Consider the following 11,770-nt stretch of genomic DNA (forward strand, 5'->3'; position numbering starts at 1 on the left):
TTTCTAGTGAAAGCTTTTGTGTTTAAAAAAATAGTTCCAAAACTTTAATCTTTATGGTACAATTAAAGTGCCATAAAACATTGATTAAAGTGATCATGATACTCTTTTGAGAGTATCTGAGCGTCCGAGCTCCAAATCATTTTAATTAGTTTTGTGGCTTTTTTTATTCTTGATAATTTAAAGGGGATCAGTGAGTGGTATTTGTCTCTGAAAAAAGCAATTAAACCAGGAATATTGTAGGTAAACCTGTGCAGATAAAAATATACTGCCTGTTTGTAGAGTATGAGTTTTTTCTGCAGCAGATATTCTTTCATACAGCAGATAATATAATTGAGAGATCTTTGAAATTTAGGGAAGAGAAAGGCTGGAAGAATGGAAACAGTTTTGCCACAGTGCTGGCATTTGTATCTTCTGATTAGTATCCAGAAGCATTTACCATCGATTGTAATTACATAGCGGTGGTAAAATCCATGTTTATGTAGTTTATCATGGCAGTGAGGACATTCTTCAGGGTGAGGAAAATTATTATTCTGGCCGAGCTCAGAATATTTTTTGACAGGTATTTTAAAGTCATGAATGATTTGCATCTGATCACATCCTAAATATTCTGATAATATTTTATCAGATTATTTTAGGAAAGGGAAGTGCCTGTTTTAATTTATTTTGATTAATATTTATTATTTTCTAATGTATTAATTTGATAGATAACAGTAAACCAAATACTTTCATAAATTATGATAGTAGGATGCTGCGGAAAAGCTCCGGCAGAAAAGCAGGGATTTTTTATAGATGTCACTGTAAGGACGCCAACAGTAAAACTTCTGAATTTCTCAATTCTATTGAAATGACAGGTTTATTAAAGTATAATTAAGTTAAATTGAAACGTATTTTCCTAACTAAAAATATTTGCGAGGGGATTTTCCAATGAAAATATTAATAACAGGAGCAAATGGTAGTCTGGGCTATCATTTAGTAGAAATGCTAAAAGATAATAATGAACTTTATTTACTTGATTTAAACTTTGATAGATTAAATGATTTAAAAGAGCAGAATAATATTCATTTTTTAAATACAAACATCTTAGATGAAGATCAAATATTAAATCTTGATTTTGAACTGGATATAATTATTCATCTGGCAGCTAAAGTACATACCAAAGCTAAAACAGATGCAGAAAAGGAAGAATTTTTTCAGATTAATACAGAAGCAACAAAGTATTTATATCAATTAGCTTTAAAAAAAAATATTTCTCATTTTATATTTATCAGTACCATTTCTCTTTATGGTAAAGAATTTATTGAGGTAAGAGAAAATTCAAGCCTGAATTATGAAAATAATCCTTATGCAGAAAGCAAATACTTAGCCGAAAAGACAGGTGTAGACTTATATAATAATAATGCATTACCATTAACAATTCTCCGCCTGGCAACCTTATATGGTAAATATGACAGGGGTAATTATAAAAAGTTAATTAACTTTGCTTACAAAGGTCTATTACCAATGGTAGGTCAGGGTAATAATCAAAAATCAATTATTTATGTAAAAGATGCAGCAGCACTAATAACTAAGATTTTAAATAATAAAAGTACTTATGGAGAAATCTATAATGTTTCTGAAGGAGATTATAAATACTCTGAAATACTGGATACAATAACAGCAGTATTTGAACAGAAAGTTTTAAAAATTAAAGCACCAGAGATATTAATTAATCTTTATAAAAAGCTGCCATTTGCTCTGCCGGTATTTAATAAGCTGGAAACTCTTTCAACAACTACTACAGTTGATAATAGTAAGATGTTGCAAGAATTAGATTTTAAACCTGGATACAGCTTTAAAGAAGGACTGGAAGATGCAAAAGAATACTATAGACAGTAATTTTTCACCCTATGGATATAAAATCTATAGGTTTATATTTATATTTTTAAATAAATTTGAGAAAACTTTCACTAAAATGCAAGGGGAGTTATACTGACCAATAAATATAACTTATTAAAATAAAAGAAAGAGAACTCACTTTCTGGCTGGATTTTATTAAAGCTCAAAGTGAAGAAAAAAGAGATCTTTCTGATAAAATCTTAAATATTGAATCAGTAATTGTAACAATAAGTTTAAAAACTAAGAGTTTTATGGAATTTAAACTCAGGCAGAGCTATTTTCAAAATGAGGCTTTTGCTCTCGAAGACAGGCTGGCAGATACCAAACGAAATATAGATAGTCTGCGGGATAGACTCTATCAAATAAATAATTTTAATGATGATATCTTTGATATTTTAGAAAAATCACTTTCCTACCTCAAAGAAACTGGTGATCCTTATCTGAGAGAAGTAGACTGTCCTGTCTGTGGTGATTCTCATGAGAGGGAAGCTCTGCTGGGGAAAATAGAAAGGAAGCTGACTCAGGGCAGTAAAAAGGTAAAAGAATTAAAAAAGAAACTCTTTCTGGAGAACCAAAAAGAAGACACAATAAAGGCCGAACTGCAGGAGTTGAGTGATTAGTTTGCTGAGGCTGTAGATAAAATGGTTTCTGAACTAGAGGCTGAAAAAGAAAGCTTTACTATAAAAATGTCAGTGACTAAGGATAGAATTTTAAAAGTAGAAAATGAGATTAAGCTGCTGCGGAGTAAGTTAAATGAGCTGGATTACTTAAATCAGAATGCAGTTAGAATTATTGACCACTATCAGATCGAGGAGCGGGAGTTAAAAGATAATTTAGCGAGGAGAATCAAGAGACTGAAAAATTTAATGATCAATAATTCATTCCTGGAGATCAAAAATACTGAAGGGCTAAAAAAAGCTATATCTGAGCTTCTGGAAAGAAAAGATAGCCTGGCAGCTGAGTTTAATAAATATAATCTGAAGGCTGATTCCTGTTATCTGGAAATTATGCAGCGAGAAAGAGAAAGTAAAAATATGCTGGCAGATTGTAAACGGGCTCAATCAAGAATCAAGAATCTGGAATCAGAACTGGAAAAACAGCAGGAATTGCTGCAGCAAAACAAAGTGAGAAAACAGTTAAAAGAGGTAGAGAATGAATTTAAAAAAGCTGCAGCTGAAAGAGAAAAAATCAAAAGAGGATTGGAGAGAGCGGAAAAACTTAAACTGGCTGTACGGGATGTAGTTGCAGATCTAAATGATCAGATTCTTAAGGAACAGGAGGAATTTATAAATAAGATTTTCAAGCGCATTTATATCCTCATCCTTTTTTCAGGCAGATCAATCTAAAGACTACTGTCAGCCGTCAGGGAAGTAATTCTCTTTTGATAGAATGTAAAAACAAAAGTGGAAAAACAATTGTCAATCCAGCTTTTACTTTCAGTAAGGCTCAGGTTAATATAGTTGCAATCAGTATTTTTCTATCTATGGCTTTAAGACAGCAGTGCACAAAATTAAATACTATTCTGCTTGATGATCCAATGCAGAGTATGGATGACTTAAATATTATTTCTTTTATTGATGTGCTGCGGAGCTGTTCGATGGAGGGTGGAGACTTAAATAAACAGCTGGTGCTTTCGACTCATGATGATAAGTTTTACCGGCTGCTGTTAAAGAAGTTTCGCTTTCTTTCTGCTGTGGGCTATTATTTTGAGATTTATGATGAGGATGGGCCCGGGGTGAGGAGCTGGGGGATTTCATAAATTTTAGTCGGCTACTTTAGGTATTAGCATTTTGTAATTTCGGATAATTCCAGGAGTAAAATTAAAATTGAAACTTACGAACAAATGTATTATAATAAAATTAGCGTGAATTACTAATAACAGATGATATTTTAAAGATATATCAAAGGAAGGTGGAAGATGAAAGATTTTATTCAATTGTTAAAACTACCGCCATCAATACTTTCAGCAGATCAGAACTAGAAAGTATTTATAAACATTATAATAGTCCATTTTATTAATATTAGATCATGCTATATTGGAAAAGAGGGGGAAACTGTGGCAGAGAATACAGATCTACCATTTAATCAGATAAAAAAGTCAGAAATATCTTTGATAAACCCTAATACTTCACTTTTTATTATAGGTAATGGATTTGATTTGATGCATAACGTTCCATCAAGTTATTATAATTTCAGAGATTTTCTGGGAAAGAATAATAGACTTAGAAATGTCCTGGAGAATTACATCAAAAGAGATGATTTGTGGGCAGATTTTGAAGAAAGTCTTGCTTATATAGATGATGATGCTATGCTAGGGACAACCAATGATATGATGGATATCTTTGATGTGAAGGATCAATTTGATGATGATTTTTCTGCAGCAGATTTTTTTACGGCGGCTGAGGCTGCTATTGAACCTGCACAAACAATTATGAGGGAGTTGCAGAAGCAATTTAAGGAATGGGTAACTACTTTAAAAATATCCAATTCTGCAAAACCTCTTATAGATATTTTAAGCAATAAATCTAAATTTATAAATTTCAATTACACTGAATTTTTAGAGGCAATATACGGAATACCTAGAAAGAATATCTGGTATATTCATGGAGATAGGAGAGACAAAAACAAAAAACTAGTTCTAGGACATGCACCTGAATCTGAATTTCAAAGAAAAGATAATACAGGGAAATTTGGTAGAAAGTCTTCAAAAATAAAAAATCAAACAGAATATGATTTACGTGAAACAGCAGGTTATGGTTTGATTGAATATTATGATGCTACCACCAAGAAATCAGATGATGTGATTAAAGACAATAAAGATAAATTTGAGAAGTTCAGGTACATAGAAAATGTAGTTGTTATAGGCCACTCTCTTTCACAGGTGGACTATCCCTACTTTAGAGAAATAATTAAGCATAATCAGAATGCTGCAGCCATGAATTGGCATATCAGCTGGTATAGTTCTGGAGACTTGAAACGAATAAAGCAATTTGTGTCAGAGATGAATATTTCGATTTCTAAGGTAAAGATTTTTAGGACATAATTAAGAGTATAATTGCATAGCTGCTATTTAACTCAAATTATTCTTTTAAATCAGTAACTAATACTATATAATAAGAACAAGAAAGGGGGAAAAACAATGCCAAAAGGCGAATTTGTCAAAGATTTATTAAAAGCTTTTAATAAGAATGATTATCAGGCATTTAAAAAAGTTGCAGAAAAAATAGTTGAGGATGAAAAATCTAAGTCACATAATAATCTTGCTAATTCTCTTCAGAAGGTAATAAATTCGTTTGATGAGAATAACTCTCCGTTAACTAATTATTCTAATACTTCAACTGATAATTATTTTGTAAATTTTCCCCGGGATCAAAAAGACGGCTCTGATCTAATTTCAATTATTAATCCCAAAAATTATTTAGAAGATGTTATTTTATCTGAAGAAAATGAGCAGGTAATAAATAGAGTTTTAAATGAGTATTTTAGTGCAAACAAACTAAAAAGATATAATATTGATGCTAAAAGAAGATTACTATTTTGTGGACCACCGGGTTGTGGTAAAACTTTAACTGCAAAGGCTATAGCAAAAGAATTAAATCTTCCTTTACTATATATTCACATGGACTCACTAATATCTTCTTATTTAGGAGAAACAGCTTCTAATTTAAGAAAAATATTTAAGTATGCAAGTCAGGATAAATGGGTTATATTTTTTGATGAATTTGACACAATTGCTAAAAATAGAGATGATAAAAATGAACACGGAGAATTAAAACGGTCGGTTAATACCTTTCTGCAGATGCTTGATAATTTTAAAATAAATACACTACTTATTGCAGCCACTAATCATCAGCATTTATTAGATAATGCTATTTGGAGAAGATTTGATGAAATAATGTTTTTTGATAAACCTGATAAAAACAAAATTAAGGAAACTATCCGAAAAAAAGTTAACATCTTTAAATCTGATTTAGACTTAGATAAAATCGCAGGTAAATTTATTGGTATGTCTTATGCTGAGATAGAAAGAATTGCTAAAGAAGCAATGCGCTACTGTATTTTAAATGATAAGTCAGTTTTAACAAACAATATTTTACTAAATTCTTTAAAAGATGAAAAGCGGCGAAAAAGAGTTTATGCCAAAATTAATTCACAGGGGTGAAAATAAGTGGCTGCAGAAAAATATCCTTATGAGAATTTAAAGATAGTAGATATAAGTCATGATAAGGGTGGAAGATATAAACCTGATAGAGGATTTCCGTCTATAAATGTGAAAAACAAGAAAAAACATGCTGATAAAATAAAAAAAGAGTTAGGGAGTCTAACTGAGGAAATTAATCAAAAAGCATCTGAGCAAGGAATCGATCCTAAATTAATTTTTAAGATAAAATTTAAGCAAAATGTTTCTGAAAAAGATCTTGCACGGTTCGGCTGTGATTTCCTGGGGGATTTAGCATCTGAAAATAATGCTCAGGTAGTATTTAGTGATCAGGAGAGACTAAAAACTTTTTATCAAAAATGGGAAAAGTTTCACAGCGATGATTTAACTTCTAAAGGTAATCCTAAACATAATAATTTTTTCGCTAATATTTTATCATTAAGTCGGTTAAATGCTGAAGATAGAAAAGGTTTTAAATTAAAAGATGTGGATATCGAAGACGATACGACATATTTTTTAGATGTAGATTTATGGTTTAGTGACACCAGAGCTGAATGCCTTAAAGATCAGGAAAATATTAAAAAGATATTGGGAGACGAAGGAAAAATCACTGATTTTTATATTGGTGACAGCATTCATTTATTAAGAGTTAAGGCAACTGGTGCTAGATTGAAAGAATTGCTGGAAGAAGAGAGAGTTTGTCAGATTGACATTCCTCCTAAATTAATGTCTGAATTTCATCAGAAATTGGATCTTGATCTTGATAAGTTGAATCCAGTAGAAGTAGAAGCAGATTCTCCAGCAGTGTGTGTAATTGATAGTGGAATAGTACCTGAACACCCTCTAATTCGAAATGCTTTAGTTGATAGTAAAGTATTTAGAGAAGATTTGGATGATGATATTGATGAACATGGTCATGGAACAATGGTAGCAGGGATTGCTGTTTATGGTGACCTGGAAGAATCGATAGAAAATGGATTATTCAAACCCTCAGTCCGATTATTAAGCGCCAGGGTTACTGATTCAAATTCTAATCTTGGACCAGATGATAAGCTGTATATAAAACAAATTGAAGAAGCTATAAAATACTATCATGAAAATTTTAATTGCAGAATTTTCAATCTTTCTTTGGGAGATCCGAATCATTATTTTTTAGGCCAGCAGTATCAAAGCCGTTGGGCTCATATTCTTGATAATTTGGCTCGCAAGAGAAACTTAATTATTGTAATTTCTACGGGTAATATTAATGAAAAACATTTTAATCAAGATTTTGGCTTAGAAGGAGAGCAAATTAAAAAGAACTTTCCTTTTTATTTATATACAGAAGAAGCCGGCCTATTAAATCCCGCAACTGCAGTAAACTGTATTAGCGTCGGTTCAATAAATACAGAATTAAGAACAAGCAGGGGATTTATGGATCATTCTCAAAAGGAAAAAGGAATAGATCGATTAAGGATATCTAAAGAAAATGAACCATCTGCATTTACTAGAACCGGGCCTGGATTTAATGACACAGTTAAACCAGATCTCGTTGCTTATGGTGGCAATATGTATTATCATGCACGAACTAATAAACTTATTTCTAATGACTATCAAAGTGGAATACCATCTTTAAATAATAATTTTTTTGATGATGGAAAATTATTTTCTTGTGCTAGTGGCACCAGTTTTTCTACCCCATATATTAGTAATTTGGCAGCAAAAATATTAAATTACAATAAAGATTTTAAAAACAATACAGTACGGGCTCTGCTTGCTAATTCTGCTGATTATCCTCTGGAAGTTACTGAGGGTATAGAAAATTATATGCAGGAAATGCAGAGTGTTATTTTAGCAAGACTATCTCAACTAAAAGAAAATACTGATGATGAGGAATTAATTGAACTAATTACTTCAATTTTAGATAAAAGATTTTTAAATACCCAAAATAAGAATAAATTATTGAAATCAGGAAAATTAGATGAAGAAACTAAAAGATTAATCACGGCTGTGCCTGGAGTAAAAGCGGAATATGATGACTTTTTATTAAGAACCAGTGGTTATGGTTTTCCTGATATTGATAGAGCCTTAAAATCTTCGGAGACTAAAGTAACTCTCTGGGCAGAAAACTCTATAAAGATGGATAGATTTGATGTTTATAAAATACCTATACCTGAAGATTTTATTTCTAAAACTGGACTGCGAAAAATAACTGTATCGCTTGCTTTTTCACCTCCGGTCAGACATACCAGGAAAGATTATGCCGGTTATATAATGGATTTTGAACTTGTCAGGGGGATTGATCTAGAAGAAACTTTAGAAAGAGCTGCTAATGATGATAAAAGTGAAAATATTACTGATCTTGGTGGAGAAAGGTGCAGCTTTTGTCCTAAGACAGGGGTTATTAAAAATAGTACTTTGCAGAAGGCAACTTTTGAGATTAAAAGAACTCCTAAGGAATATGGAAACTGCTATTATTTGATAGTGGTATCTCAGGATAAGTGGATTACTAATAGTGCTGAATTTATTGAAACTACTGATGAAGAAAATTATTCTGTTGTGATTACTTTGGAACATAAAAAAGAAGAAGTGAAAATGTATAATGAGATTAAGGAGCGAATAGACCAGGAAGTAGAGGTAAAACCTGAACTTGAAGCTAATGTTTAAATAAATTTTGATAATTAATTCGAGTAAAATATAAGGGTATGTTATTGGGAACATATTTCTGATTATCCGGAGAAAGAAGAGGAATTTGTTAAAAGTTTAATTCCTATAATAAAAAAAGAAAATTCTATAATTAAAAGTAAATATAAACTTCGATCAGAAGAAAAATGGAAATTAGATTCATCAAATCTTAAAGAGGCTAAAAATAGAGTTATGAATCATTTCAAGGATGATTTAAAAGATAATAATTTAATCAGGCAGGTGAATTGATGGAGTTACTTAAACTTTTAAAGTCAGTATTCACTAAATTTAATCACCCAAGAGGCAGAATTAGATTTATTGTTTTTTCTCTTTTAATTCTCATCTTTTGGAACTATTTTTATTTTTTCACCTTAAAAACTGCAGCTATTTATTTTTTGATTTCAATTATCTTTGCCGTTATAGCTTATAAATCAATTGATAATACAATATTATTCAGCAAATATAAATTAAATCAGCTGGAAGAGGTTATTATCCAGGGTAAAGCCCTGGATAATCCAGATTTGTTCAGTAACTTTCCCTGGTATTTAATAGACACAAAAGAAAAATTGGACTACCTTAGTTTAAAAGCAGATTATCATGAGCAGCGGCGTGAATATCCAAAAGCTTATAAATGTTATTTGCAAACAGATAAGCTCAAACTATCAGATGAAGAAATTGTGAGAATTAAACTTAATAAAGCTCTATCTCTTTTTGAAATGGGTGCCTATAATAAGGCAGATCTAATTTTGAATAAAATAAATAAGAATCTTGATCAATTAGAGCCAAAAAGACTCGGTTTTTATTATAATTTAAAGGCGTTTATTGTTGAAAAGAAAGACTTAAACCTTGCTAAAGTCCTAAGTCTACTCCAAAAAGCCAAAGATTACATCTCAGATCTAGCTGAAGATTATACTCTGAAGGCGCAATTATATAATAATTTTGGGAGAATCAGGAGACTGCAGAATAACCTTACTGATGCCAGAAGCTATTATAAAAAGGCGAAAAAACATGCTGTTAAAAGTAATGAAGCTTCATTAATTGTTGGTATTTTTGATAATTTAATTACGATTTATAGTTCTCAAGGTGAATATGATTTATTAGAAAAGACCAAAGACGAATATTTAAGCCTCTTAGAGGACAGCCTATTTAGCAGAGAAGAAAAAATGAAGCTGCAGCTGGCGATAGCGAGAGATAACTTAAGCCCGGCAGATTATAAGTCGTTTCTTATCGATAGTTATTTTCGCAATAGACAGGGGTTGGATGAGCAAAAATTGCTGATTTTTAATGCTACGACATTAAGATTAATGTATAATTCGGGGATGAATGCTCAGGTGGTTGCCGATCAAATCGCAAAAAATATTGATGATTATTTTAAGCTTTCCATGCCGGATAAATTTTTACTGCTGCATGAAATTAATATTTTTATGCGAAATAAGAATAACTTAAAAAGATTTTACGGCAGAAGAAAGATGCCTATCCAGCCCAAATTTAAATTGGAAAATGCCATTAAGATGAAAGAAAAAGTAAAAATTTATATACAAAATGAAGCTGTAGCTGATATAGAAACATATTTAGATTCATTAGAAGACTACCAGGTTCAGCAGCGGCTTGAATTTTTGCAGCATAAAATAGGTGTTCTTACAAATCACAAACCTTATAATTTTGATAGGGTTTATAGACTGTTTTTAGATTTAATAGATATCTGTAGAGTTAATGGTTTAAGAGAAAAAGAAATTGAAACAGAACTGAATTTAGTTGATGAAGTTCTGGGGTTGATGGATACGGAATATGGAGATAAATCTAAATTTAGAAGAATAATCTTATTTCATCTTAAAAATCTTGATCAGTCACTTTCTGAATTAGAAACCATACCTTATTTTGATATTAACTATATTAGAATGTCTTATTATTATCTTAGCCAGGGAGAGGTAGAAAAGGCAGCAGAATATTTTGATATAGTTAAAAGTTTAGAACTAAACCCTAGGAACTACTCGAATTGGATAAAGTTTCAATTAAGAGAGGTCTATGGTTATTTTAATACATGCGTTTTATTCGATTAATTATAAAACGAACAATTGATCTGGTTTTAATAATCCATAAAAATGAGATTGTTTCTATTGAATTTAAACTTAAGTACTGGAAACAGGTAATTAAGCAGGCACTTGATCACAAAAATGGGGCTGATAGAGCCTATATTTGTATTCCGAAGCCGACAATGGGATTTAATGAATTATACATAAAATAACACAAGAAAAAAAAGAACAAGGAGAGTAGTCTTTCTCCGTGTTCTGGTAGGCAATATTTTCTTCCCAGATATCCGATTTTTTTAATTCCCAGGGATCACCACCATTTTCTTTAAAGATAATAAAATGGTGTATCAATGATTTAAAATCTTCTTCTGAAATAGGTGATTCTTCACAATTAATTCCGCCCTGTTGATAGAACAGATAGAGCTCTTCTGAATCAATATTATATTTTTCCTGAAAATTTAACAAAACATTTTTTGAGTGTTCTGGTTCTTCGAAAATTTCAAAAACATCTTCTAGATTTATATCCATAGAACCACCTCTTTCACTTACTGTAATTCTATTATAATAGCGGGCAAATTAATTTGCAAGGAGTCGGAAGAAATTGTTCTAATCTCTAGATGTAAAATTAGTAAGAATAGGACTGGACAAATGTCCTGGTATTATATAATGTTGATAGATAAGAAAAAAGGACTTTTCCCATTGTCTGTCTAAATTAAACAATACCCTAACAAGAAACACTCATCAATTATATTTGGAGGTGTTAATCAATGGGAAAAATCAAACATATAAAGGCCAGTAAGAGAACTGAACTGCAGGAAAAGCTACGTGATATACCTTATGATAAGGTATTAGTTGTAGCTATTGATCCAGCAAAATATTCTCCAAAAGCTCTTATATGTAATTATTTCGGTGAGATCCTTGTAAATCCCTTCTTTTTTACGATTAATCTCAAACTTCGCACTTGTAAAAGTGCTTTTGCACCTTGAAATTTCAATATTATTTAGCAAAAAAATAGCATGAAACCCCCGTTTCTGGTATAATT

General features: G+C 31.1%; 12 protein-coding genes. 10 read left to right on the plus strand and 2 right to left on the minus strand.

Features of this window, described 5'->3' with window-relative positions:
* Positions 1–62 precede the first annotated feature (62 nt).
* Positions 63–587, minus strand: a complete 525-nt coding sequence (locus C7954_RS12590) for a DUF6431 domain-containing protein (protein WP_134060184.1) — start codon at positions 585–587, stop codon at positions 63–65.
* Positions 588–924: 337 nt separating this feature from the next.
* Between C7954_RS12590 and C7954_RS12595 the strand changes: the two genes are divergently transcribed.
* From C7954_RS12595 to C7954_RS12635, 9 genes are all read left to right on the plus strand, one after another.
* Positions 925–1,875, plus strand: a complete 951-nt coding sequence (locus tag C7954_RS12595) for an NAD-dependent epimerase/dehydratase family protein (protein ID WP_166667730.1) — start codon at positions 925–927, stop codon at positions 1,873–1,875.
* A 251-nt stretch (positions 1,876–2,126) separates the two neighbouring features.
* A complete protein-coding gene (locus C7954_RS12600) occupies positions 2,127–2,495 on the plus strand; it encodes a hypothetical protein (protein ID WP_134060188.1) in 369 nt (122 codons plus the stop codon).
* A 21-nt stretch (positions 2,496–2,516) separates the two neighbouring features.
* Positions 2,517–3,221 (plus strand): coiled-coil domain-containing protein, encoded by a 705-nt coding sequence (locus tag C7954_RS12605; RefSeq protein WP_134060190.1) that lies wholly within the window; start codon positions 2,517–2,519, stop codon positions 3,219–3,221.
* A 35-nt stretch (positions 3,222–3,256) separates the two neighbouring features.
* Positions 3,257–3,634, plus strand: coding sequence for a hypothetical protein (locus tag C7954_RS12610; protein WP_134060192.1), 378 nt, complete (start codon positions 3,257–3,259; stop codon positions 3,632–3,634).
* A 297-nt stretch (positions 3,635–3,931) separates the two neighbouring features.
* Positions 3,932–4,918, plus strand: coding sequence for a bacteriophage abortive infection AbiH family protein (locus C7954_RS12615; RefSeq protein WP_134060194.1), 987 nt, complete (start codon positions 3,932–3,934; stop codon positions 4,916–4,918).
* Positions 4,919–5,014: 96 nt separating this feature from the next.
* Positions 5,015–6,037, plus strand: coding sequence for an AAA family ATPase (locus tag C7954_RS12620; protein ID WP_134060196.1), 1,023 nt, complete (start codon positions 5,015–5,017; stop codon positions 6,035–6,037).
* Between the two features lie 6 nt (positions 6,038–6,043).
* Positions 6,044–8,680, plus strand: a complete 2,637-nt coding sequence (locus C7954_RS12625; RefSeq protein WP_134060198.1) for a S8 family peptidase — start codon at positions 6,044–6,046, stop codon at positions 8,678–8,680.
* Positions 8,681–8,946: 266 nt separating this feature from the next.
* Positions 8,947–10,758: a tetratricopeptide repeat protein gene (locus C7954_RS12630; protein WP_110301247.1), complete on the plus strand. Its 1,812-nt coding sequence runs from the start codon at positions 8,947–8,949 to the stop codon at positions 10,756–10,758.
* Positions 10,740–10,943 (plus strand): hypothetical protein, encoded by a 204-nt coding sequence (locus C7954_RS12635; protein WP_110301248.1) that lies wholly within the window; start codon positions 10,740–10,742, stop codon positions 10,941–10,943. Before C7954_RS12630 ends, C7954_RS12635 begins: the two co-directional genes overlap by 19 nt.
* Here C7954_RS12635 and C7954_RS12640 read toward each other — a convergent pair.
* Positions 10,921–11,256 carry a hypothetical protein gene (locus C7954_RS12640; protein WP_110301249.1) on the minus strand — a complete coding sequence of 112 codons (336 nt, stop codon included), beginning with the start codon at positions 11,254–11,256 and terminating at the stop codon, positions 10,921–10,923. The genes C7954_RS12635 and C7954_RS12640 overlap by 23 nt on opposite strands.
* Before the next feature lie 239 nt (positions 11,257–11,495).
* On the opposite strand from C7954_RS12640, the gene C7954_RS12645 reads away from it, so the two are divergent.
* On the plus strand, positions 11,496–11,714 hold the full coding sequence (locus tag C7954_RS12645) for a hypothetical protein (protein ID WP_134060200.1): 219 nt from the start codon (positions 11,496–11,498) through the stop codon (positions 11,712–11,714).
* Positions 11,715–11,770: the final 56 nt, after the last annotated feature.

It is taken from the genome of Halanaerobium congolense (assembly GCF_004366375.1).
GTDB classification, from domain to species: domain Bacteria; phylum Bacillota; class Halanaerobiia; order Halanaerobiales; family Halanaerobiaceae; genus Halanaerobium; species Halanaerobium congolense.

Excerpts from the sequence above, each read along its gene's own strand:
- C7954_RS12600 (WP_134060188.1), top strand. The coding sequence starts at position 2,127 with ATGGAATTTAAACTCAGGCAGAGCTATTTTCAAAATGAGGCTTTTGCT.
- C7954_RS12645 (WP_134060200.1), top strand. The coding sequence starts at position 11,496 with ATGGGAAAAATCAAACATATAAAGGCCAGTAAGAGAACTGAACTGCAG.
- C7954_RS12590 (WP_134060184.1), bottom strand. The coding sequence starts at position 587 with ATGCAAATCATTCATGACTTTAAAATACCTGTCAAAAAATATTCTGAG.
- C7954_RS12620 (WP_134060196.1), top strand. The coding sequence starts at position 5,015 with ATGCCAAAAGGCGAATTTGTCAAAGATTTATTAAAAGCTTTTAATAAG.
- C7954_RS12595 (WP_166667730.1), top strand. The coding sequence starts at position 925 with ATGAAAATATTAATAACAGGAGCAAATGGTAGTCTGGGCTATCATTTA.
- C7954_RS12635 (WP_110301248.1), top strand. The coding sequence starts at position 10,740 with ATGCGTTTTATTCGATTAATTATAAAACGAACAATTGATCTGGTTTTA.
- C7954_RS12605 (WP_134060190.1), top strand. The coding sequence starts at position 2,517 with ATGGTTTCTGAACTAGAGGCTGAAAAAGAAAGCTTTACTATAAAAATG.
- C7954_RS12630 (WP_110301247.1), top strand. The coding sequence starts at position 8,947 with ATGGAGTTACTTAAACTTTTAAAGTCAGTATTCACTAAATTTAATCAC.
- C7954_RS12640 (WP_110301249.1), bottom strand. The coding sequence starts at position 11,256 with ATGGATATAAATCTAGAAGATGTTTTTGAAATTTTCGAAGAACCAGAA.